Raw genomic sequence first — 24,144 nt, 5'->3', positions numbered from 1 at the left:
TTACACTCTATCAACGTGTGGTCGATGACAATTGATCTAGGGCCAAATTCAGTTGTAGAACATTAACCCTCGCTTGCCCATATAAACCAAACTGTGCAGGCTGAATCTGTTGCTGTACTAAATCTTTGACCTGTGATTCTGATAAATGACGCTGCTGTGCCACTCGTTTCACCTGTAACAAGGCACTTTCAGGTGAAATATCTGGATCAATCCCACTGCCTGATGCAGTGATCATGTCCAGTGGTACCTGCTGCTCAGCAATCTGATTGTACTGCGCAAAGTGTAGTGTTCTTTCTTTAATGTGTTTTTGCAAATCAGGATTGGAGACCGCTAAATTGCTCCCTGCCATTCCATCTACACTGTAATTTACCGCACTGGGGCGAGCATGAAAATATTGCTCACTCACGAAATTCTGCCCAACTAAACTCGAACCCACAATCTTTCCATTCAGCTCAATCAAACTACCATTCGCCTGCTTTGGGAAGAGCAATTGAGCGATAGAAACGCTTACCGCACTATACAACACACCTGCAATCAAAAAGCCAACCAAGATCAAACCTATACTCGGGCGTAGCGCAGACTGAACTTCGGTTGATAAGGGCAGATTTTCTAATGTATTCATTTCTTTCTCCTAAATCCACAATGACACAACAAGGTCAATCAACTTGATCGCAATAAAAGGGAAAATCACTCCACCAACACCATAGATCAACATATTACGGCGTAATAATTGCAAGGCACTGGCAGGCTTAAACTGTACCCCTTTTAGTGCCAATGGAATCAACATCGGGATAATTAGCGCATTAAATATCAATGCTGAAATCACAGCACTACTTGGACTGCTCAGTTGCAAAATATTGAGCACCCCAAGTTGAGGAATTGCCACAGCAAACAATGCAGGTAAAATTACAAAGTATTTAGACACATCATTTGCCAAAGAAAAGGTGGTTAATGCACCACGGGTGATTAATTGCTGCTTCCCAATTTCCACGACATCCAACAGTTTGGTTGGATCTGAATCAAGGTCCACCATATTGCCTGCTTCTTTGGCTGCTTGGGTGCCTGAATTCATGGCTAAACCAATATCTGCTTGAGCCAAAGCAGGCGCATCATTGGTTCCATCACCCACCATCGCCACCAATTTACCAGCCGCTTGTTCTTTGCGAATACAAGCCAGTTTATCTTCAGGTCGTGCCTCGGCAATATAATCATCTACCCCTGCTTCAGCTGCAATCGCAGCGGCAGTCAATGGATTGTCCCCTGTGACCATAATGGTTTTAATGCCCATCTCACGTAATAGTGCAAAGCGTTCTTTAATCCCTTGTTTAATCACATCTGAGAGTTCAATCACCCCTAAAATACTGTGATTCGAAGCAACCACGAGTGGGGTCGCACCTTTCGATGCAACCTGTTCCACGCGGGTTTTAAGCTCAACGTTATCCCTAATGTCTTGGTTGGTAAATTTAAGAATCGCATCCACAGCACCTTTACGAATGCTTTGCCCTGTGACTAAATCCACACCAGATAAGCGTGTTGCAGCACTAAACTGGATAAATTCTGCATCTTTTGGCTCTTGAATGCTTTCACCCAATTCTTTCCCAAGGCTGATTACCGACTTCCCTTCAGGAGTTGGGTCGGCAAAAGAAGTTAACATTGCGGCTTGGCGTAACTCACTTGGGCTTACGCCTGCCAAAGGATAAAAGGCAGTGGCTTGACGATCGCCATAGGTGATCGTGCCTGTTTTATCTAATAGCAGCACATCAATATCACCCGCAACTTCGACAGCCTTGCCTGATTTAGCGAGAACATTGGCTTTTAAGGCGCGGTTCATGCCTGCAATCCCAATCGCAGGCAGCAATCCTCCAATCGTGGTTGGAATCAAACACACCAGTAAAGCAATCAACAAGACTAGACTGATTTTGATCCCGACCATTGCCCCAATGAATGGCAAGGTCGCGACCACGACAATAAAGGTGATGGTCATGATATTGAGTAAGACACTTAGTGCAATCTCATTCGGTGTTTTTTGGCGATTGGCACCTTCAACCAATGCAATCATACGGTCTAGAAAGCTATGTCCCGCTTCATTACTGACCCGAATCATAATTTCATCAGATAAAACTTTGGTTCCCCCAATGACACCTGAACGGTCAGTATTGGCTTCACGTAACACTGGCGCAGACTCACCGGTCACCGCAGACTCATTAATGGTCGCGAAACCTTGAATAATCTCTCCATCCGCAGGGACAATTTCACCAGCTTTAACAATGACTAAATCATCTTTTTTGAGTAGGTTTGCAGAGATGACCACCGGCGCTGCATCCAGATCAGCAATCCGATTAGCAGTTAAGTTTTCACGCGCTTGGCGTAAGGATGCTGCCTGCCCGCGTCCTTTAGCTTCTGCGACTGCTTCAGCATAATTGGCGAATAATACGGTGACCAATAGAATCAAGCTCAACACTACACCGAAACCGAAGCTGGTACTTCCCATCAAGGTCGCTGCAATTGTTAAGAGTGTGCCCACCCATACACATGCCATGACTGGATTTTTAAATGCATATTGCGGCAATAGCTTATAAAAAGTTTGTTGAAGGATTTCTTTATTCAAAATATCCATGTGTTGTGTCGCATTTGAATGTTTCATTGTGCTTGCTCCACACTTAAACTTTTATAGACAGATAGTCAGCAATTGGTCCGATCACCAACACTGGCATGAATTGCAATAAGGTGAGAATCAACACAATCCCGATTAAAGTCAGTGCAAATGTGGGTGATTCGATGTGTAAAGATCCTTTGCTTTCAGCAGCTTGTGGTTTGGTTGCTAGGCTGACTGCAATTAAAACAGGAATAATCAACACGCTATAACGACCTGCCAATAAAGCCACACTGGCACTCAGATTCCACCATAGTGTGTTATCGCTTAGTCCTTCAAAACCAGAGCCATTGTTGGCATAGGCAGAGACATATTCATAAAATACTTGGCTAATACCATGAAAAGCTGGATTGGAATTGCCTGTCAGCGTTGGAAATGCGATTGCGATCGCAGTCAAACCAAGAATCACCACAGGTTGTAACAAGATCACAAGAGCCAAAAGCTTAATTTCAGTGACTTCTACTTTTCGACCAAATAATTCAGGGGTACGTCCCGTCATTAAGCCCGCGATAAATACTGCTAAAAATAGATAAATAAAGAACTGTAATAAACCACAGCCAATCCCACCCCAGATGGCATTGATCAGCATATTGCACAGTTCAACCAAGCCTGTGAGTGGTGAGGCTGAGTCATGCATCATGTTGACTGAACCATTGTTCACTTGTGTGGTGAGACTTGCCCAAAGTGCCGATGCATCCTCCCCAAAACGTACTTCTTTGCCTTCCATCAAAGCGACATTAGGACTCAAAGATGATTTTTCAGCCCAGAAAGCCAAAGAGGTAGAAATCAATGACATCAACAACATACTGCCAAAAATCATCCACATCAGTTTTTTACGTTGGATAAAGCGTCCAACCATAAACACAACTGACAACGGGATCAGTAAGATCGCCATCATCTCAATCACATTGGACAACGGTGTAGGGTTTTCTAAAGGCACACTACTATTTGGGCCATACCAACCACCACCGTTACTGCCAAGCTGTTTAATGGCAACCATGGGCGCAACAGGACCAAATGGAATATGTTGTGTCTGCACCTCAGCGCTTTGATCTAAGACCTGCGCTGTTGGTCCCGCAGACAAGGTTGCTGGCACACCTTGAAAAGTAAGCAGCAAAGAAAAAACTAAACCAAGTGGAATAAAGAATCTAAACAATGGTCGGATGATATCCATCCAGTAATTGCCTAAATTGATCTGATTCCAATTGTTTGGCGCTGAAGCTTTGTTTTGATCTGATTGCAAGAACAAAGCTCTTAACATTGCGACCAATAATGCAAGCCCAATAATTGGCGATAAATATTGCAAACCGACAATCACGGTCATTTGCGATAAATAAGACAATTGGGCCTGCCCTGAATAATGCTGCTGATTGGTATTGGTCAAAAATGAAATCGTGGTATGCAATGCTAAATCCCAATTCATATTGGGAATATGATCTGGGTTTAGTGGTAGCCATGCCTGTGTCATCAGGATTGTGACACTTGCTCCAAGCAGTAAAATATTGCTAAAGATAAAAGCAGCAAGATATTGGCGCCAGTTCATACCACAGCGCTTTACGCCAAGTACGGCATAAATTGGTTGCTCGATCCAGTTAAACAACCTGTCACTTTTCATTGGCTTTACTTGCATCACGTCGGCAAGATAAGCACCGAGCGGATAAGCCAACAGTAAGGAAAGGACAAATACAGAAATAAATTCCCACATAGCAAATGCCATTTAAAAATAGGTCAGCTTTAGTATGGAAATTGGGGACGTAAATTCTCTATATTGAAAGAATCAGAAGGCGTAAATTTTGCGTAAATTATTTGAGCGAGATTAAAAGTGTTTAAAAAAATGCCTAAAAAGTAAATATGGAGAAATAAAACCTACTTTTTACAAAAAATCTTTGACCATATGAAAAAACTTTTTCTAAAAAATGCAAAAAATAATGATTCTTATTTTAAAATAATAATTCATATTTATCATTATTTTATAAATAAAAACACATATGTATATAAATTTTTTAAGATTTATTTTTGTCCATTTTCATCTAATCCTTCGTACTGCTTAGTTCATTTAGAACATTTACTCTTATTTTAATTATGGTATTTTTGTTACATGAAGTTATAGCCAATCACGATAGATAACTTTTTTGTTGTCAGATCATAGCTTCTTAACACTTAAGAATCTTGAAGTTCAAGGAAAGATTACAATGAAATTAAAACATCTTAGCACTGCCATGATCTTAGCAACGCTACCTGCAACTGGAGTTTTTGCAGCTGCGTTAGACCGTTCAGGTCAATCTATGTCTGCATTTTTACAGCCGGGTAACTATTTTGAAGCGGGTATTTCGGTTCTAGACCCAACAGTTAAAGGTCAGGAAGCAGGTTCATCATCAACTACCCGTAAAATCGGCGATATGGGTGATGATTATTACTTCCCAAGTGCTGCATTAAAACTTCAACTGACTGACAATGTTTCTTTTGGTCTTCTTTATGACCAACCATTTGGTGCTGATGCCCAATACACAGGCAATAATGTATTTGTATCAAATCCTGGTTCTGATACTGTTTTACCTGTTGAAAGAACAAATGCTTTAGTGCAAAAGAAAGTAAGTGACTACTTAACTTCTCCAACAGGTCAACAACAAATTGCAGGGCTTGTACAGGGCGGTATGACTCCAGCTCAAGCTCAAGCTGCAGTAACTCAAGGTTTCTTAAATAGTGCTCCAGTTAAAGCATTACAAAAAGGCCTTGCGGATGCCAATGCATCATTAGGAACAGGTAACACTGGTGTTGAAGTTGACACCCAAAATATTTCACTGGTTTTTGGTTATCAACCAATTAAAAATGTGAACCTTTATGCTGGTGGTGTTTACCAAACTGTAAAAGGTAAAGTAAACCTACGTGGTACTGCTTACAGTATCTATAATGGTTACGATGCTGATATCAAAGAAACTGGCGGCGCGGGTTGGTTAGTCGGTGCAGCATATCAAATTCCTGAAATCGCATTAAAAGCATCAGTGACTTACCGTTCTGAAATCGATCATAAAGTTAACATCAATGAAAAATTTGCAGTCACATCAGCATTAACAAGTAACCCTGCTGTTTTGGCTGGCTTATTAGGTATTTCTCCTGCTGAAGCATTGGCTCAAGCTCAAGCACTTGAAGAAGGTAGCGCAGGTAAAAAAACCAAAATCACAACACCTCAATCTGTTAACTTAGATTTCCAAACAGGTATCATGGCGAACACCGTTGCATTTGCAAACGTTCGTTGGGTCAACTGGAAAGATTTCTCGATCCAACCATATAAGTTTGGTTTGTTGTCTAAACAAATTGGTGGCTTAGTTGGTCGTCCAAATGGCTTTAACTTAGTTGAATATTCTGATGACCAATGGTCTGTAAACGCAGGTGTTGGACGTAAACTGAGCGAGCAATGGGCGGGTAACGTTTCTGTAGGTTGGGATTCTGGTGCAGGCAACCCTGTAACAACACTTGGCCCAACAGAAGGTTATTGGAACGTTGGTGTAGGCCTTCAATATAGCCCTACTCCTGCAACATTTATTGCTGGCGGTGTGAAATACTTCTGGTTAGGCGATGCTAAAGCGCAAACTGGTGCTCAAGCAGGCGGTAATGAATATGTTGCTAAGTTTGAAGACAACAATGCAATCGCTTACGGTTTGAAAATTGGTTATAAATTCTAATCAGAATTTATAAAACAAAGGTCATCTTAGGATGGCCTTTTTTATTGTGCTTTAATAAATAAAATCAAATCAATAGATCAATATTTAATATTCCTTTCAAATCTTATAAACACCAAGATAAAACTTGAATGCTCAACTATTTTTCGTGACCTTGCCAGTTCATTTATTGACATTTGTAAAATATTTAAGCGAATAAAAATTATGTTACTTTCCGCGCCATTCTGTTACAAAGTGATTTGAGAGAACATATTAATGAAGCTGAATGCTATTCAAACGGCTCTACTACTTAGCTTAGTCCCAACAACGACAACATTTGCCGCAGCACTGGATCGCTCAGGTCAATCAATTGCAGCGTTCCTACAGCCAAACAATTATTTTGAAGCGGGTATTACAGTTCTTGATCCAAACGTATCAGGTAAGGACATATCTCAAAACAATACAGGGAATATGGCGAATCATTACTACTCGCCAAATGCAGCCTTAAAAATTCAAGCAACCGAAAAATTCTCGATTGGTCTTATTTATGACCAGCCTTATGGCGCCGATGCAGAATATACGGGCACAAGTAACTTTATCGAAAGCCGCCCTGTTCCATTTAAGGGTGGTACATCTGTTACCGTTGATACCGAAAACTTAAACCTGTTATTTGGTTACCAACCGAATCAAAACTGGAACCTCTATGCAGGTGCGGTTTACCAAACTTTAGACAGTACTGTGTTATTACGTGGTGCAAGCTATAGTGCTTATAACGGCTATGATTTTAAAACAGGCCGCGATGAAGCTGTGGGTTGGTTAGCAGGGGTTGCTTATCAAATTCCTGAAATTGCACTCAAAGCCTCTTTAACTTACCGTGCCAAAATCAAGCATGAAATGAATGCTTATGAAAAGCATGGCTCGGCGGGTATGACACCATATCCAGAGCTTAATGCAGGTTTTACTCAAATTAATAATGCTGAAGGCCAAACTGAAATCACTACACCGCAATCCATCAATCTTGATTTCCAAACGGGGATCATGGAAAACACGGTTGCATTTGCCAATTTACGTTGGGTGAACTGGAAAGACTTTGCCATCCGTCCATATAAATTTGGTGAAGGTTCAGTTCTACCATTTATTGTAAAAAATACAGGTAAAAAAGACGGTTTTGATCTTGTTGCCTATACCGAAGATCAATACTCGATTACTGCGGGTGTCGGTCGTAAAATCAATGACCAATGGGCAGGCAATCTATCAGTGGGCTGGGATTCAGGTGCAGGTAACCCAGTCACTACATTAGGTCCAACAGAAGGCTATTGGAATGTTGGTGTCGGTGTTCAATATAGCCCTACGCCTGCGACCTTTATTGCAGGTGGTGTGAAATACTTCTGGCTTGGCGATGCAAAAGCGCAATCAGGTTCTCAATTCAATACACCCGGCTATGTAGCTGAATTTGAGAATAATGATGCAATCGCATATGGCTTAAAAATTGGTTATAAGTTCTAAGCAATTTCCCCTAACCCCTCTTTAAAAAAAGGGGAAACTCCCTCCTTTTCTAAAGGAGGGTTGGGGAGGATTCTTTACTCTGGGATATCACGTTGTGATACAGAACGAATCGCCTGTTTTAAAGCTTCATAGCCATGCAGTGGTGGGAATTGTGGGAACTCGGCAATCACATTGTCTGGCGCATCAAACAAGAAACCGTGATCAGCTTCACCCAGCATGGTGGTATCATTATAAGAGTCACCCGCCGCAATAACGCGGAAGTTTAAGCCATGTAATGCTTTTACCGCTTGACGCTTTTGATCAGGTTGACGCAATTTATACGCGGTAATCATGCCATTTTCATCTGTCTCAAGTTTATGACAGAAAATCGTTGGCCATCCCAATTGTTTCATCAATGGATGAGCGAACTCATAAAACGTATCAGATAAAATAATCAGTTGAAAATGAGTACGCACCCACTCCACAAACTCTTTTGCACCTTCAAAAGGCCCCATATCTGCAATCACTGCCTGAATATCATTTAAACCCAAACCATGCTGTTTTAAGATATTCAAACGTTGAGTCATGAGCACATCGTAATCTGGAATATCACGTGTGGTTGCTTCAAGTTCTTTAATCCCTGTTTTTTTTGCAAAGTTAATCCAGATTTCTGGAACTAAAACCCCTTCAAGATCTAGGCATACAATTTCCATGCTTATCCACCTGTCCTATCTGTTAAAAATTGCGCTAGTTTAACATGGAGAGCTGTTCAAGAATCGCCCTTTTTTCATGCTCTAACCATAGATTTTTTGAATAAGAATTTCCGTCGGGGACATATCCGACTCAACATAATTGCATTACTATATGATGTAGTGTGTCGTGTATACGACGAAGACCGATGAGCATAAAAGGCAACGCGTTATGACTTTAAACTTGGATCAAATCAATACAGAATTTGGCAATGATGCTGAAAAATTAGTTGAATGGGCATTAAGCTTAAATGAAAAAGCTATTGTGACCACTAATTTTCGTCCATTTGAAGCTGTCATTTTACATATGTTGACCCGTGTCAAACCTGATATCCAAGTGGTATGGATGGACAATGGCTACAATACTGAAACGACTTATAAATATGTCGATGAAATTACAAAATTACTCAATTTGAACCTTCTCACCTATTTACCAAAACGTTCACGTGCTCATCGAGAGGCATTGGAAGGCACTGTTCCTGCGCTTGATGATCCAAAACATGAAGCTTTTACTGCTGAAGTAAAGCTAGAACCATTTGAACGTGCCTTACGTGAAACTGCACCAAAAGTTTGGTTTACCGCTTTACGCGCAACGGATACTGCTGTTCGTGCAGAAATGGATCCAGTGAGTATTAATCCAGATGGTCTTATCAAAGTTGCCCCATTATTAAAATGGACTTCAAAAGACTTATGGGAATATATGCAAAAACACAACTTACCTGACAATGAAGATTATTTTGATCCGACCAAAGGTGAAGAACACCGCGAATGTGGTTTACACCTAAATCACTAAATTCAAGACCTTTATTAAAGTAAAACCACTGATTCGTCAGTGGTTTTACTTTTTCTGACTCGCTTGTCTAAAGTCATATTTTAACCAGAACAAACAGTATATACTGCGCAGAACGGTTCCAATAATTCTAATAAGAGCTCCATGAGAGTATCTTAGAAAAAATGCGATGAAGAGGCTAGATCTGCTATGCGCCCACTACACCCGATTGATTTTATCTTTCTCTCGCTAGAGAAAAGGCAACAACCTATGCATGTAGGTGGATTGTTTTTATTCGAGCTTCCAGAGAACGCTTCACCCACATTTGTGCACGATCTAGTCAATGAAATTCGCCAATCTAAAAGTATTCCTGTTCCACCCTTTAACAATCAGTTGAATGGTTTGTTTTGGGGTGAAGATAGCGAGTTTGATATCGACCATCATTTCCGTCATATCGCTTTGCCTAATCCAGGACGTATTCGCGAATTACTTGTGTATATTTCGCAGCAGCATAGCTCATTAATCGATCGTGCTAAGCCGCTCTGGACCTGTGATGTGATTGAAGGCATTGAAGGCAATCGCTTTGCCATGTATTTCAAAATACATCATGCCATGGTAGATGGCGTGGCTGGCATGCGTCTGATTGAAAAATCACTCTCTCATGATCCAAATGAAAAGCATGTTGTGCCACTTTGGTGTGTGGAAGGAAAACGAACCAAGCGTTTAAAAGCCCCTAAGCCACCAACAGTCAGCAAAATTAAGAGTGTCATGGAAGGGATTAAATCTCAACTTGAAGTTGCACCGAAAGTGATGCAAGAGCTTTCTCAAACCATCTTTAAAGAGATTGGCAAAAATCCTGACTATGTCTCAACCTTCCAAGCCCCACCGTCGATTCTGAATCAACGTGTAAGCTCCTCACGTCGTTTTGCAGCGCAATCTTTTGAGCTGGGCCGTTTCCGTCGTATTGCCAAATCTTTGGGTGTAACGTTGAATGACGTCATCTTAGCGGTATGTTCTGGTGCATTACGTGAATACTTAATCAGTCACAATAGCTTGCCAAAGAAACCGTTGATTGCGATGGTGCCTGCATCACTTCGTACAGATGATTCAGATGTCAGTAACCGCATCACCATGATTTTGGCAAATCTGGCAACACATATTGAAGATCCAATTGAACGTCTGGAAATCATTCGTCGCAGCGTGCAGAACTCGAAACAACGTTTTAGCCGTATGACTGCCAATGAAATTTTGAATTATAGTGCGGTAGTGTATGGCCCAGCAGGTTTAAACATTGCATCAGGCATGTTACCTAAACGGCAGGCATTTAACCTTGTCATCTCAAACGTACCAGGTCCGCGTGAACCGCTGTACTGGAATGGTGCCAAACTCGATGCGCTCTACCCTGCATCGATTGTGATGGATGGTCAGGCACTGAATATCACCATGACCAGTTATTTAGATAAACTGGAAGTGGGTCTGATTGCATGTCGTAATGCTTTGCCAAAAATGCAAAACCTACTGACACATTTAGAAGAAGAAATTCAACGTTTTGAACAAGCAATTCAAGGCTTGCCTCAACAAAAAGTTGCGAATTAAGTGTAGAGAAAAAATTAAGGGGCTTCGAATAGCCCCTTATTTTTTAATTGTGCGGCAGCGCTGTAATAGCTGATGGCAGGCTGAACGAATCATTGCCGTGGTAATCGGAACTTCTTTACCTTGGCTATCTACCATATAACATGTGTTTACAGGGTTACTGTCTAATACATGCTTAAAACCGTGATTCACTAATCTTTCACTCACATTCATAATTAGATACCTCATATTATTTGCTAAGGCACCGAAAAGTACCTATGGCTCATTTTATGGTTCTAGTATTTAAAATTCGTGATAGAAAGTAAAATTTCAGTTGTAACAAGGATTAAGCGAAATCTTGTTACAACTTTAGGTCAAAATGATATCGTATTGCTCTTGCGTATATAGATTTTCCACTTGGAATTTGATCACCCGATTCACAAAATGTTCTAGATCCGCGACAGCTGGGGCTTCTGCTGTTAATAGCCGATCTATCACGGCTGGATGAGCAACGACAGTAAAGCCACCCTTGGAATCAAATGCACGCGCATAACGCATGACCTCTCGAAATATCTCGTAACATACTGTCTCTGCTGTCTTCACATAGCCCCGCCCTTGGCAGGTTGGACATGACTCACACAGCAAATGTTCTAGCGATTCACGGGTGCGTTTACGGGTCATTTCAACCAAACCCAGTTCCGAAACTTGGGTAATTTTAGTCTTGGCGTGATCACGTTCCAGCATTCGTTCAAATTGACGCATCACTTCTTCACGATGCTCAGCTTCTTGCATGTCGATAAAATCAATAATCAGAATGCCACCCAAATTACGCAGACGAAGTTGTCGTGCGATCACTTGAGTTGCTTCCATATTGGTTTTAAATACGGTGTCTTCTAAACTACGTCCACCAACATATGAACCTGTGTTGACATCAATCGTGGTCATGGCTTCGGTCTGATCAATCATCAGATAGCCACCAGACTTGAGAGCGACTCGGGTTTGCAACGCTTTTTGAATATCTTCTTCGACGTTATACAAATCGAAAAGTGGCTTTTCACCTGGATAGTGGATTAGGCGATTTTGAATGGTTGGAACAAACTCATCTACAAACTCACTAAGCTTGCCATGAATCTCACGTGAATCCACATAGATTTTAGCAGTTTCATCACTGGCTAAATCTCTGATGATGCGTTGTGGTAAAGGGAGTTCTTCAAAAATCAGTTCAGCCGTTGCCGCTTCTTTTTGCTTACGCTGAATAAACTCCCACAGTTTACTCAGATAACACATATCCTGTGCAATCGCAGCTTCATCCACGCCTTCTGCCGCAGTACGAACAATCACACTTCCCGGCAAATTATGTTCTGCCTGAATATGTTCAATAATGCCACGTAAACGGTCACGCTCTTCTTCTGACTCAATGCGCTGAGACACGCCAATGTGATTGCCATAAGGCATGAGAACGAGGTAACGCGATGGGATGGAAAGATCAGTACTTAGGCGAGCGCCTTTGGTACCCAGCATATCTTTCATGACTTGGACAGTGAGCATTTGCCCAGGATGTAAAAGTTCGAAAACGTTTGGCGTGGGTTGCGAACGAGACCACACCATATCGTTGATATGTAGAAAAGCAGTTCGAGATAAACCAATATCAACAAAGGCAGCCTGCATACCTGGGAGTACGCGTACCACTTTACCCTTGTAAATATTACCCACTAAGCCACGCTTTACAGTGCGTTCAACGAATAATTCATTGACTGTTCCATTTTCAATCAATGCCACACGACATTCCATCGGCGTGACGTTAATCAGCAACTCTTCTGCCATAACAAACTCAAAATTTTATAAAAATTCTTATATCCGAAAGTGTCAGCTCAGGCATCTAACGCCTATGCTTTAACGCTTTCTAATAACTGTGCAATCTCATATAAAGGCAAGCCAACAACATTGCTATAACTGCCTCGAATCTGCGGAATATATTTTGCCGCAATTCCCTGTATGGCATATGCGCCAGCTTTGCCTAAAGGCTCACCCGTCGCCCAATATTGTTCCATTTCTGCATGACTGAGTTGTTGCATCTCAACTTTAGTTTTTACAACATGACTCAATATGCGAGCAGAGCTTGCCACACAAATTCCAGAGTAGACCTCATGCCATTGTCCAGAAAGTGTTGACCAGATTTCAAAGGCATGCTGCTTTGATTCTGGCTTACCAATAATCTGCCCTGCAAAACTTAAACTGGTATCTGCCGCAATCACAATAGCGTCAGGATACTGATTTAAAACTGTCTGCGCCTTCGCTCGTGCTAGACGCTCCACATATTGCTCAACCGCTTCCCCATCTCGCACAGCCTCATCGATATCGGGACTATAAATTTCAAAGTCCAAACCCAGTTGCTGTAATAGCTCCTGCCGACGAGGCGAGCTCGATGCGAGGATTATATGCGCCATTTATGTAAGCAATAATAAACCAGTGGCCATATCAGTACACTTGTCACAACTGGTTGCCAATGGCGTGCAATCGAAAAATGTGTGCCTGAAATGGTCTGGCTAATCCAGAGGAACGTAATGTGTGTCACAACCGCGATAACGGCTATCACCCACGAATTTCCAAAAGTCAGAATACGGCGTTCACGAATTAAGTAACGTATCCCGAAACTGATCACGACGAAACTGAGTGCATTTAAGCCAAAGGGTGCATCCAACAGCAAATCGGCAAAAAGCCCCATACCGAAAGCAAACCAGACACCACACCATACAGGCTGATATAAAATCCAGAACAGCATAATCATCAGCATGATTGATGGTCGCCAGCCTGAGGCCTCATAGGCCATTGGATAAACCATCAATACAGAGCCGATCACGATGGAGAGGATAATCATCCAAAGTGGATCTTTGCGTTTCTCGTAATTAAGCTTAGCGATCAGCATAAGGTTGCTCCTGCGCTAAGGACTCAGAGAAGAGCACCACCACATGATGACCGCTGGCAAGTTGAGCAGCAGGTGTGACATCAATTTCGGCAAATTCACCTGAAGTATGACGACTGACTTTAGACACGGTTCCCACTAAATAACCCGCAGGAAAATGTTCACCCAAGCCTGAACTAAAGACTTTGTCCCCAACCTGAATATTGGCACTGGTCGGCACATATTCCATTTTGAGCTGACCTAAATCACCTGTGCCCGAAATAATCGCACGCATGCCAGTACGCTCTAAACGCACAGACAATGAATGCTCTTTGTCAGACAGCAACATGATACGGGCACTATGCGGGTACACATTAATAATCTGCCCCATAATCCCTTTGTCATCGAGCACAGTTTGCCCTGTACTTAAATGATCAACTGAACCACGGTTAATGATAATAATATGACGCAATGGATCAGCATCAGTGCCGATCACCTCCGCAATCTGCATACGACCATCAATAATCAGTGGCGTATCCAAAAGCCCTCTCAAACGGTTATTTTCCGCAGAAAGTTCTGAAAGTTTTTGTAGACGGACTTGTGCTTGTAGCAGTTCAGCTTGCATTGCCGTGTTTTCACGTCGCAATTGCGCTTCAGATTTGGTTTGTTGGTTAAGCCATTCTCGCGACAGTACAGGATAGCTTGCCAGCGCATAAATTGGATTATACGCGGCGTACAAGACATCCCTTGCAGGTTGAATCACATAAGGCATGCGCCAATCAAAGAAAAGCACCACCAAGCATGTAATCGCCGCAATGACAAATGAGCGAAAAGATGGCGGTTGTCTTGAAAAAAGATTCGGTTGCACCGCCTAGTCCTTATGATTTAACCAACGAAAAGCATGTCGTGGTTTGGATTGTCAAAGAACTCTAATACTTTACCGCCGCCACGAGTGACACAAGTTAAAGGATCATCTGCAACAATCACAGGTAAACCTGTTTCTTGCGCAAGTAATTTATCAAGGTTACGCAATAATGCACCGCCACCTGTCAACACAATACCACGCTCTGCAATATCCGAAGACAATTCAGGTGGCGTTTGCTCAAGTGCAGATTTTACAGCGCTTACAATGCTTTGTAACGGATCAGAAATTGCCTGAGTGATTTCATCAGAAGTCACGGTAATCGCGCGAGGTACACCCTCTGCCAAGTTACGACCACGAACTTCAATCTCGAGGGTCTTACCGTCAGCAACAGCCATACCCACTTCTTTTTTAATGACTTCGGCTGTTGTTTCCCCGATCACACAACCGTGTGCTTTACGCACATAATTGATGATTTGCTCATCAAATACATCACCACCGATACGTAATGAATCAGCGTAGACGCAACCTTGTAATGAAATAATTGCAATTTCAGTGGTACCACCACCAACATCCACAACCATCGAACCACATGCTTGCTCAACTGGCATACCTGCGCCAATCGCAGCGGCCATTGGCTCTTCGATTAAACGTACATCACGCGCACCTGCATTAAATACAGCTTCACGAATCGCACGACGCTCAACCAGTGTTGATTTGCAAGGTACGCAGACAACGACACGCGGTGCTGGCGGGAATAACCGCTTTTCATGCACTTTGCCGATAAACTGATTCAACATGGTCTCAGTGACTTCAAAATCAGCAATCACACCGTCTTTCATCGGACGAATTGCTGAAATATTCGCTGGTGTACGGCCTAACATTTGTTTAGCATCAATACCTACAGCGGCAACAATTTTTTGTGAACCACTATGGCGAATTGCCACAACAGTTGGTTCATTTAATATAATGCCACGGCCTGGTGCATAAATAAGTGTATTTGCAGTACCTAAATCAATGGCTAAATCCGGCGAAAACAAGCCAATTAGTCGTTTTAGAATCACGGGGGCGTTCTCAATTAAACTTTGTGTGAATACAAGGTGGCAACTTTAACTAAATGTGATGATTTGAACAAGTCAATCGCTTATTATAACGCACGATATTTTGAAATTTTTTAATACTGAATTAGGTAAAGTTATGTCTACATCATCAGATGCTCAGCAGACAACAGACTTAAATGCGCAAACGGTATCGCAAATTGCACACCTTGCCCGTTTATCTCTCAATGACACGCAATCTGCTGAATATGCTCAAAGTTTAAATAAAATCCTTGGCATGATGGAAAGCTTGAAAGGCATTAATACCGATGATGTTGAGCCTTTAAAGAGCCCATTTGACAACCCTCAACCGTTACGCGCTGATGTTGTGACTGAAAGCAATCATCGTGATGAATATCAAGCGGTCGCGCCTGCTACAGAAGCAGGTTTGTACCTCGTACCTCGCGTAATTGAATAAGATTTATTCAATTAGTCAATATTTTATATTTAGAATGTAAAGAAATTTTTCATATGACAGATTTACATCGCTTATCAATCCGTGAACTCTCTGAAGGCTTAAAAACAGCCCAATTTTCATCACGCGAATTGACTGAACATTATTTAAAGCGTATTGCCCACATTGACCCAAAAGTAAAAAGTTATGTGACCGTGACTGCAGAACAGGCCCTTGCTGAAGCAAATGCTGCCGATGCTGCACTGAAAGCAGGTCATGCACATGCGTTGGCGGGTATTCCACTTGCCCACAAGGATATTTTTTGTACCCAAGGCATTAAAACCACTGCTGGTTCAAAAATGCTGGATAACTTCATTTCTCCTTACGATGCAACCGTCGTTGCGAAAGCGAAAGCTGCGGGTCTCGTGACTTTAGGTAAGGTGAACATGGATGAATTCGCCATGGGTTCGACCTCTGAAAACTCGTATGTCGGTGCAACGTCTAACCCTTGGGCACTAGATCATGTTCCGGGTGGTTCATCTGGTGGTTCTGCAGCGGCTGTGGCGGCTGATCTTGCGCCAATCGCAACAGGCACGGATACAGGTGGCTCAATTCGTCAACCTGCTTCATTCTGTGGCTTAACAGGCTTAAAACCAACTTATGGTCGTGTGTCTCGCTTCGGTATGATTGCGTATGCATCATCTCTCGATCAAGGCGGTCCAATGGCACGTTCAGCGGAAGACTGTGCGTATTTGATGAATGTCATTGCTGGTCATGACGCCAAAGACTCTACTTCGATCAATAAAGAAGTCGATGACTACGTTGCGAACCTAAACGGCACAGCGGTCAAAGGCTTACGCATTGGTATTCCAAAACAGTACTTCAATGTTGCTGGTTTAGATGCAGATGTGAAAGCACGCGTTGAAGAGTCATTGAAAAAGCTTGAAGACATGGGTGCGATCTTGGTTGAGATTGATCTCAACATGACTGAAGCCTATGTACCAACTTACTACTTGATTGCACCTGCGGAAGCTTCTTCAAACCTGTCACGTTTTGATGGCGTTCGTTATGGCTACCGTTGTGAAAATCCTGTGGACTTGATGGACTTATACAAGCGTTCACGTTCAGAAGGTTTTGGTGCAGAAGTACAACGTCGTATCCTGATCGGGACTTATGCCCTTTCTGCGGGTTACTACGATGCTTACTATGTGAAAGCACAAAAAGTTCGTCGTTTGATCCAGCAAGATTTCTTGAAAGCATTTGAAAATGTTGACGTGATTGCTGCACCATCTGCGCCAACCACTGCCTACAAAATCGGTGCCAACCTCAGCCCGACTGAAATGTATTTAGGCGATATCTATACGCTTGCTGTGAACTTGGCAGGTCTACCCGCCATCAACGCACCTGTTGGTTTTGATAAAGACAGCCTGCCTGTAGGCTTACAGTTGATTGGTAACTACTGGTCAGAATCACAATTGCTTTCGATTGTGCATCAATATCAACAAAATACAGACTGGCATACCAAACGTGCGGCAATTGCTGAGGAGAATGCATAATGACTGAAGCTCAAAAGTTAAAGCTAATTGACGGTTGGGAAGTCGTTATCGGGATCGAAATCCACACGCAGTTGGCGACCAAGTCTAAAATCTTCTCTGGTTCATCGACTGAATTTGGTCAAGACCCAAATACGCAAGCCAGCCTTGTTGACCTAGCCATGCCGGGTGTATTGCCTGTATTGAATGCGGAAGTGGTTGATCTTGCGATTCGCTTCGGTTTGGGTATTGATGCGTATATCGACCAAGCGTCTGTATTTGCGCGTAAGAACTACTTCTATCCAGATTCGCCAAAAGGCTATCAGATCAGCCAGATGGACAATCCGATTGTGGGCTTGGGTCATATCGACATCCAGCTTGAAGATGGCACTGTGAAGCGTATTGGCGTAACCCGTGCCCATCTTGAAGAAGATGCAGGTAAATCGATTCATGACCAGTTCGAAGGTATGTCGGGTATCGACTTAAACCGTGCGGGTACACCATTGCTTGAAATCGTATCTGAGCCAGATATGCGTTCAGTTGAAGAAGCGGTTGCTTATATCAAGTCGATTCACACGCTCGTGCGTTGGTTAGGTATTTCTGACGGTAACATGGCAGAAGGTTCATTCCGTGCCGACTGTAACGTGTCACTCCGTCGTCCGGGTCAGCCTTTTGGTACACGTTGTGAGTTGAAAAACCTCAACTCATTCCGTTTCATTGAACAAGCGATCAATGTTGAAATTGAACGCCAAATGGAAATCTTGGAATACGGCGGCACGATCGATCAGGAAACCCGTTTGTTCGATCCGAACAAGATGGAAACCCGTTCAATGCGTTCGAAAGAAGAAGCGAACGACTATCGCTACTTCCCAGATCCAGACTTATTGCCAGTGATCATTGCCGACGAGCAAATCGAAGCGGCACGTGCTGCCCTTCCAGAACTGCCTAAAGCGCGTCGTGCACGCTTTATCGCTGACTTCGCTGTGACCGAATACGATGCACACGTATTGACGCTATCACGCGAAATGGCGGACTTCTACGAAGCAGTTGTAGCTGCTGCGGGTGGTGCTGCACAAGGTAAAGTCTCTGCAAACTGGGTGATGGGTGAATTTTCAGGTGCTTTAAACAAAGCAGGCCTAGAATTGGCAGACTCTCCTGTTTCTGCTGAGCAATTGGGCGGCATGATTGCGCGTATCGTGGATAACACCATTAACGGCAAAATTGCGAAGCAAGTGTTTGGCTTTATGTGGGAAGCAGAAGGAAAATCTGCGGATGACATCATTGCTGAGAAAGGCTTAAAGCAAGAAACCGATACAGGTGCGATTGAAGCGATCATCAAAGACGTGCTTGCAGCTAATGAAAAAATGGTTGAAGAGTACAAGTCGGGTAAAGAAAAAGCCTTTAACGGTCTGGTTGGTCAAGTCATGAAAGCTGCAAAAGGTAAAGCCAACCCAGCACAAGTCAATGAATTAATGAAAAAATTGATTGGTTAATACAATCCAATTTCAAAAGAAAACCCGCTTTAAAGCGGGTTTTTTGGTTTTTATAGGATAAAATATTCACACAATAAATTTTTAAACTAAAACTGACATGATCATTCAACTTATGAAAAATAGATTACTCCTGAGTACCTGTTTACTTTTAATCAGCAGTTCTAATTTTGCACAAAAACTCCAAGTTCCTAAAGCCGATGCTGAGGCTATTTTTAAAGCAGCAGGTTTTACAAAAACAAAATATGGTTGGGAAGGAAACTGCGATATAGGTGAAATCACTACATATAAAGACTTAAATGGTGATGGACTAAAAGATGCCATTATTTCAGATGCTGACTCAACATGTTATGGTCGAGAAATGGTTGGTTACCACATCATCTCCCAGCAGAAAAAAGGGATATGGAAAATGATCGTCGAAAACCGAGGCACTCCAACTTTCTTAGACACAAAAGGTAAAGATGGTTGGCCAGAACTTATTAATGCAGGTTCTGGTTTTTGCTTTGCTGTATTTCGTTGGGATGGTCAAGAATATAAGGTTCACCGTTATGAATATGAAGGCAAAGCCTGTTCATTACGATAAATGAAAATGCAATAAAATAAATCCCTCATGAACGAGGGATTTTATAACTTATTAACGTATCACACCCAACTTATTCCAAATATCAGGGGTTAAAAAAGTCGTAACCAATTTATTTAAATCGATATAACGCAAGGTACCTTGCAACTGCTGTCTTACCGCTGGATCTTTAACAATATCCTGCCCTGCACTCTGACCTAACTGCTGGAAAGCCTGCCCGACTGCTTGAATTCCTTCAGCCTGAATCACAGCCTTAGTTTGTGTCGAACACTGCTCCACAATCACACGCTGTAAAACCTGTGCCAACTTCTGATCCAACTGGGTTTTCTGCTCAGGCGTGACATTACTAAAAGACTTTAAATCAGGATGTGCTGCCAAAGCGCTAAAAGTCCATTGCAAAACCGTGGTCTTATCCGCTGCGGTGGTCGCTTTTACCAAACAATCACTGAGTTGATCGACTGTTGGCCCTGCCATTGCCACTTGGGTTGTACCCAACACAGCCGCAGCCATCAACACAGAGCGACTCAAATGAGAGAATTTACCGCGGGCAGAAGAATAAACACGAGACATAAGCACAGTTCCAAATTGCAATCTTTCCCTTTGTACCACGCTCTGTCTATATCATCTGTTATGACGCTGTAAATTACGTAAGCCCACGCCCTTAAAGCTTTGGCAAAATGTAAAATGCCCCGCTAAAACAATCCTATATTCCTGAATGCACATTTATTCCATACCAGCATAATCCCATTCTTTTGGAATATTCGGCTGCTCAGGTGCTTTATTTAAATCAATATTTAGGTTACGGCTGCCTTTAAACGATTTCCCACCCGAATCTGATGCAGGTGATACATCCAAACTGTAGCGATAACGAAATTGCCAGACCATCGGCTTGATCGGACGAATATCCAGACTCAGACCATCTTCATCATGGCACTTGCCTTTAGAACTTTCATAATCCTGTTCAGAGAAACAGGCTCGAATCATACGATTAAAGCTAAAAGGATAATTTTTAATAAAAGGACGTTCGTTGCCCGAATCCTCTAACTCATAAAAGCTGGCTCGTTCAATTCCAGCCCCACCACCTGAATACATCTCAGAAAACTGATCGATGATTGCAATCGTATAACGCTGTTGAGTGAGTGGAAAAAGCTTAGGAAATATATATTGCTTATGGCGACTATCGTCGCTTGCAACTGTCACAATACTCCATTTACCGATTAATTTAAGACCTGCAGATGTAGATTTAAATCTAGCAATATCATTACGGCTTGATAATATCCATAAATTTTGGTCTGAGGTTTTTAGGCTACGCGATTGCACACCTTGCTGACACAGCTCTTTCACTTGTTCACAGAGTTGCGTCTGTTCTGTTGCACTTATCTGCCTCTTTTTAAATTCAAGAATCTGTAAAGGAGCAGCAAAAGTAGATGTACTAAAACAGGTGGATATCCCCACCAAAATCATTGTAGCCAGCGCAATCTTATTCTTCAGCATGATATTTCCTTAGGCTATTTTTATCTGTTCACAGTATTATTTTACGATCGCTTCGACCTGATCAAGCTCCCATACGCCACCCGCAGCAAGTCCTTTACACATCCCCGTCCACATATCTTTAGTATGCACAAACTTCTGTCCATCCCACACCCATTCATCACTCGACCAACAGTCACCAATGCCACGACCTTTTTGTGAACTACTGATAATACCTGCATAAAACTCTGAGGCATGTTCAGTCACAAAGTTCGGTTTTGCCGTGAGTGATTCATCCAAAACCCATGCACCATAACCTTCGTTATAGGCACCACGCCAACATAAGGTCATCGCCAACACTTTTTTATTGGTCAGTTTATACAACTCTATTGGTTGAGGCTTTGTTGCATCACCATCATAAATCCCCTCACAAAATCCCTCTTGTTTTGGGATAGGCTGTGCTGCCATCAAATTACGATATAACGCCGGATAGCGTTTATGATTTGGCTGCAAAGTCAGATAAGGCTTATTTGGGGTTTTGATCTGTTTTACCGTGAATTTTGACTGTGCCGTTAAGACATGCGATTCATCCGCTTTTCCCTTTTTAATCAATGCACCCACAGTCCCAATACGTTTTTGAAAATCATCCATTTTGAGCAATACAGCAGTCATCCCCAAATCTGATATTTGCCATTGCAATGTATTATTTTTAAAGATGATTTCAGTCTTTTTCTTAGATTGCTTCAATAAGGCGTTGACCTGTTGTCCAGACAAGCGTCCCATCAATGGGAATTCAGTTCCATCCACCGCAACTTGCCCAAAATCTTTACCATTAACATAGAAGTGAATATTTTTAAGTTTGGCTGCGGGAAAAGAAGGCTCTTCATAACGCGCCAATGCAAATTCCACTTGAACAGGCTGTCGTGCGCCAGCCTGACGCGTTAACAGCAGAGAAGCAGGTTCATTACGATATTCTTCATTCTGATAACCCGCGGCACGACAAGTCCCAGTATTGCTACAATAAATTTCCCAGTCTTGATGAGAGAATGAAATCCCCTTGAGGTCTTGGGCAAAAGCACTGACACTCATCGCAAGCAAGCAACAGGCTGAAAGGATCTTGTTCATAAGACGTATTTCTCAATGCAATTTATTTATTATTCAGTCAAAATATTCTAAATCTTTTCAATTGATCTGGTTGTAGGTTCTTGTATTCAAGAATATGTTAATTTGAACTGAAACTCAAAACACTGAATTAAAATGAAAATAGCCCACTTACTCTCTATTATTTTACTGGCTGGCTCAACTGCAATGGCACATGCAGAGGTGCGTAATTTCACACCAGTTTTTCCCAAATTTTCAAATACAGCCCAAGAGCGAAAAGCCATAAATCAAATTTATGCACTTGGTGAAGTATCCTTTGCCAATGATGTCCGCGTTCCTTTTTATGGCGTCACCGCACTCAATCCTGCTGATGATGGTCTACTCAAAGACTTTAAAAGCTGTACCGCAAAAAGCTGTCATTTTGATTTCAAGCTTGCACCTAATCTGGTCAAGCAACTTAAATTATTTGCGCTTCCTGAAATTGGTCTGGTCCTTGTCCCTAAAGATTGGCGCGACGCGGAAGCAAGTGCTGGGGCAAATGGTACAGGTTCGGCTCTGTTAATGAGCCCAAATCAAAAACAAGCCATAGAATTATACGATTCATCCTTCTGTGTCGGTTGCGGCATGCCCAATGCCACGCTTTATTTTCCTAGCCTGTTAAAAGAAAGTGTTGAAAATGAATTTGGCGGCTATAAAGATTCGCAGAAATTAATCAATGTAGTGCATCCTTCGAAACAAGTGGCTTTCTTTAGTTATCAAATTCCTAACTTGAATAATAAAACCCATGGCGTCGCCAAATACCATGACGAGGACACATTCAATTTTAGAGAAATCATCGTAACTCTGGATAAATCACAACAGCACTTGCTTGGGCCGGTTTTAAACTTCTATCACTTTAGCCATTAGCAGCCAATAGCTTTCAAACCGCTTGACTGGCTTTGAGTAGAGTCAAGAAATGTTCAACCCGAATATTATTTTCTTTGGCTCGACAAATCGCATAAATCGGTGCGATACAGGGTTTCTTTGCTTCTAAAGGTCGATAGATAATCTGTTTATTCCAAAAGTCCTGAATCGAAGCAGGCACAATCGAAAGCCCAATCCCCGCAGCAATCAAATTCAGGCTGGAGGTTAAGCGTGGTGCTTCTTGTACGATATTGGGACTAAACCCCGCCTGATAGCAATTTGCCAAAATATTATCAAACAGATCTTGCCCAGCAATACGGCGATACAGCACAAACTCATAAGGCTCTAAATCGACTAAGCGGATTACCCCCTCTTTGTCCGTTAACGGATGATTGCTAGGTAATGCGACAATTAAAGGTTCATTCAAAACATGAATACTTTGTACTTGTGCATGGATTGGGGCGGGTTTACGTAAAAATACGATATCCAGTTTTTCATTGATCACCGCATCGGTTAAAGCCGTACTACTGTCCTCTTCCAAATGGATGGCAACAGCAGGAAACTTCTCTCGGAACTGACGCAATAATGCAGGAAGAAAGGGATGCAAACCTGCGGAGTTAGTAAAACCGATATTGATCTGTCCTTCCAAGCCTTGGGCAATGTTTTTAACCCGTTTCGGAATCGACTGTGCATGCGCCAAAATCGTGATCGCTTCTTGATATAAAGCTTTGCCTGCCTCGGTCACTTCCACACCTCGTGGCAGACGTTTGAGCAAAGCGGTATCTAGCTCCTCTTCCAAACTTTTAATCAATCGGGTCAGTGGAGGTTGTTGCATGTGTAACCGAACAGCTGCTTTAGAAATATTACTTTCTTCAACAACCGCAACAAATGCATTGAGCTTGTGAATATCAATCATACATACCTTA

23 protein-coding genes are annotated in these 24,144 nt (G+C 42.3%); 9 read left to right on the top strand and 14 right to left on the bottom strand.

Going from position 1 to position 24,144, the window contains the following annotated elements; all coding sequences use genetic code 11:
- Positions 1 to 10: 10 nt before the first annotated feature.
- From kdpC to kdpA, 3 genes are read right to left on the bottom strand one after another with little or no spacing between them, the layout of a single operon-like run.
- Positions 11 to 622: a potassium-transporting ATPase subunit KdpC gene (gene kdpC, locus MMO42_RS10340; protein WP_241320459.1), complete on the bottom strand. Its 612-nt coding sequence runs from the start codon at positions 620 to 622 to the stop codon at positions 11 to 13.
- 9 nt (positions 623 to 631) lie between these two features.
- Positions 632 to 2,644 (bottom strand): potassium-transporting ATPase subunit KdpB, encoded by a 2,013-nt coding sequence (gene kdpB, locus MMO42_RS10335; RefSeq protein WP_241320458.1) that lies wholly within the window; start codon positions 2,642 to 2,644, stop codon positions 632 to 634.
- A 16-nt stretch (positions 2,645 to 2,660) separates the two neighbouring features.
- On the bottom strand, positions 2,661 to 4,358 hold the full coding sequence (kdpA, locus tag MMO42_RS10330) for a potassium-transporting ATPase subunit KdpA (RefSeq protein ID WP_241320457.1): 1,698 nt from the start codon (positions 4,356 to 4,358) through the stop codon (positions 2,661 to 2,663).
- Between the two features lie 487 nt (positions 4,359 to 4,845).
- Between kdpA and MMO42_RS10325 the strand changes: the two genes are divergently transcribed.
- Positions 4,846 to 6,336, top strand: a complete 1,491-nt coding sequence (locus tag MMO42_RS10325) for a long-chain fatty acid transporter (RefSeq protein ID WP_241320456.1) — start codon at positions 4,846 to 4,848, stop codon at positions 6,334 to 6,336.
- A 252-nt stretch (positions 6,337 to 6,588) separates the two neighbouring features.
- Positions 6,589 to 7,818 carry an outer membrane protein transport protein gene (locus MMO42_RS10320; RefSeq protein WP_241320455.1) on the top strand — a complete coding sequence of 410 codons (1,230 nt, stop codon included), beginning with the start codon at positions 6,589 to 6,591 and terminating at the stop codon, positions 7,816 to 7,818.
- A gap of 74 nt (positions 7,819 to 7,892) precedes the next feature.
- Here MMO42_RS10320 and thrH read toward each other — a convergent pair whose 3' ends face one another.
- Positions 7,893 to 8,510 carry a bifunctional phosphoserine phosphatase/homoserine phosphotransferase ThrH gene (gene thrH, locus MMO42_RS10315; protein WP_005296503.1) on the bottom strand — a complete coding sequence of 206 codons (618 nt, stop codon included), beginning with the start codon at positions 8,508 to 8,510 and terminating at the stop codon, positions 7,893 to 7,895.
- A 208-nt stretch (positions 8,511 to 8,718) separates the two neighbouring features.
- Here thrH and MMO42_RS10310 point away from each other — a divergent pair, with 208 nt between their 5' ends.
- Together MMO42_RS10310 and MMO42_RS10305 are read left to right on the top strand one after the other, a co-directional pair.
- On the top strand, positions 8,719 to 9,339 hold the full coding sequence (locus MMO42_RS10310) for a phosphoadenosine phosphosulfate reductase family protein (RefSeq protein WP_005192766.1): 621 nt from the start codon (positions 8,719 to 8,721) through the stop codon (positions 9,337 to 9,339).
- A gap of 186 nt (positions 9,340 to 9,525) precedes the next feature.
- Positions 9,526 to 10,911, top strand: a complete 1,386-nt coding sequence (locus MMO42_RS10305) for a wax ester/triacylglycerol synthase family O-acyltransferase (RefSeq protein WP_241320454.1) — start codon at positions 9,526 to 9,528, stop codon at positions 10,909 to 10,911.
- A gap of 36 nt (positions 10,912 to 10,947) precedes the next feature.
- On the opposite strand, the gene MMO42_RS10300 is transcribed toward MMO42_RS10305, so the two are convergent.
- The 6 genes from MMO42_RS10300 to MMO42_RS10275 all read right to left on the bottom strand — a co-directional run bounded on the left by MMO42_RS10300 (position 10,948) and on the right by MMO42_RS10275 (position 15,715).
- Complete coding sequence (locus MMO42_RS10300; RefSeq protein WP_005296506.1) at positions 10,948 to 11,121, bottom strand: PA1571 family protein; 174 nt, start codon at positions 11,119 to 11,121, stop codon at positions 10,948 to 10,950.
- A gap of 135 nt (positions 11,122 to 11,256) precedes the next feature.
- A complete protein-coding gene (gene rng / locus MMO42_RS10295) occupies positions 11,257 to 12,711 on the bottom strand; it encodes a ribonuclease G (protein WP_005296508.1) in 1,455 nt (484 codons plus the stop codon).
- Between the two features lie 62 nt (positions 12,712 to 12,773).
- Positions 12,774 to 13,334, bottom strand: a complete 561-nt coding sequence (locus tag MMO42_RS10290) for a Maf-like protein (protein ID WP_241320453.1) — start codon at positions 13,332 to 13,334, stop codon at positions 12,774 to 12,776.
- Positions 13,322 to 13,813, bottom strand: coding sequence for a rod shape-determining protein MreD (mreD, locus tag MMO42_RS10285; protein ID WP_241320452.1), 492 nt, complete (start codon positions 13,811 to 13,813; stop codon positions 13,322 to 13,324). Before mreD ends, MMO42_RS10290 begins: the two co-directional genes overlap by 13 nt.
- The gene (gene mreC / locus MMO42_RS10280) at positions 13,800 to 14,657 is read right to left on the bottom strand and encodes a rod shape-determining protein MreC (protein ID WP_241320451.1); all 858 of its coding nucleotides are present in this window, start codon (positions 14,655 to 14,657) and stop codon (positions 13,800 to 13,802) included. The genes mreD and mreC overlap by 14 nt, the downstream gene beginning before the upstream one ends.
- A 17-nt stretch (positions 14,658 to 14,674) precedes the next feature.
- On the bottom strand, positions 14,675 to 15,715 hold the full coding sequence (locus MMO42_RS10275; protein WP_004652309.1) for a rod shape-determining protein: 1,041 nt from the start codon (positions 15,713 to 15,715) through the stop codon (positions 14,675 to 14,677).
- 133 nt (positions 15,716 to 15,848) lie between these two features.
- Here MMO42_RS10275 and gatC point away from each other — a divergent pair, with 133 nt between their 5' ends.
- The 4 genes from gatC (at position 15,849) to MMO42_RS10255 (ending at position 19,747) form a co-directional block, all read left to right on the top strand.
- Complete coding sequence (gene gatC / locus MMO42_RS10270) at positions 15,849 to 16,166, top strand: Asp-tRNA(Asn)/Glu-tRNA(Gln) amidotransferase subunit GatC (RefSeq protein ID WP_004652310.1); 318 nt, start codon at positions 15,849 to 15,851, stop codon at positions 16,164 to 16,166.
- 53 nt (positions 16,167 to 16,219) lie between these two features.
- Positions 16,220 to 17,698, top strand: coding sequence for an Asp-tRNA(Asn)/Glu-tRNA(Gln) amidotransferase subunit GatA (gene gatA / locus MMO42_RS10265; protein ID WP_241320450.1), 1,479 nt, complete (start codon positions 16,220 to 16,222; stop codon positions 17,696 to 17,698).
- Complete coding sequence (gene gatB / locus MMO42_RS10260; RefSeq protein ID WP_241320449.1) at positions 17,698 to 19,167, top strand: Asp-tRNA(Asn)/Glu-tRNA(Gln) amidotransferase subunit GatB; 1,470 nt, start codon at positions 17,698 to 17,700, stop codon at positions 19,165 to 19,167. Before gatA ends, gatB begins: the two co-directional genes overlap by 1 nt.
- Before the next feature lie 97 nt (positions 19,168 to 19,264).
- Positions 19,265 to 19,747, top strand: a complete 483-nt coding sequence (locus MMO42_RS10255; RefSeq protein WP_241320448.1) for a hypothetical protein — start codon at positions 19,265 to 19,267, stop codon at positions 19,745 to 19,747.
- Between the two features lie 51 nt (positions 19,748 to 19,798).
- On the opposite strand, the gene MMO42_RS10250 is transcribed toward MMO42_RS10255, so the two are convergent.
- The 3 genes from MMO42_RS10250 to MMO42_RS10240 form a co-directional block, all read right to left on the bottom strand.
- Positions 19,799 to 20,314 carry a hypothetical protein gene (locus MMO42_RS10250; RefSeq protein WP_241320447.1) on the bottom strand — a complete coding sequence of 172 codons (516 nt, stop codon included), beginning with the start codon at positions 20,312 to 20,314 and terminating at the stop codon, positions 19,799 to 19,801.
- A gap of 153 nt (positions 20,315 to 20,467) precedes the next feature.
- Complete coding sequence (locus MMO42_RS10245) at positions 20,468 to 21,238, bottom strand: hypothetical protein (RefSeq protein ID WP_241320446.1); 771 nt, start codon at positions 21,236 to 21,238, stop codon at positions 20,468 to 20,470.
- Positions 21,239 to 21,274: 36 nt separating this feature from the next.
- On the bottom strand, positions 21,275 to 22,339 hold the full coding sequence (locus tag MMO42_RS10240; protein ID WP_241320445.1) for a DUF1176 domain-containing protein: 1,065 nt from the start codon (positions 22,337 to 22,339) through the stop codon (positions 21,275 to 21,277).
- Between the two features lie 132 nt (positions 22,340 to 22,471).
- Here MMO42_RS10240 and MMO42_RS10235 point away from each other — a divergent pair, with 132 nt between their 5' ends.
- A complete protein-coding gene (locus MMO42_RS10235) occupies positions 22,472 to 23,221 on the top strand; it encodes a DUF4850 domain-containing protein (RefSeq protein ID WP_241320444.1) in 750 nt (249 codons plus the stop codon).
- Positions 23,222 to 23,234: 13 nt separating this feature from the next.
- On the opposite strand, the gene MMO42_RS10230 is transcribed toward MMO42_RS10235, so the two are convergent.
- Positions 23,235 to 24,134, bottom strand: coding sequence for a LysR family transcriptional regulator (locus MMO42_RS10230; protein ID WP_005296537.1), 900 nt, complete (start codon positions 24,132 to 24,134; stop codon positions 23,235 to 23,237).
- Between the last annotated feature and the right edge of the window lie 10 nt (positions 24,135 to 24,144).

The organism is Acinetobacter sp. ANC 3882, from assembly GCF_022549545.1.
Lineage (GTDB): Bacteria > Pseudomonadota > Gammaproteobacteria > Pseudomonadales > Moraxellaceae > Acinetobacter.
This window is presented reverse-complemented; position numbering and strand designations above follow the sequence as displayed.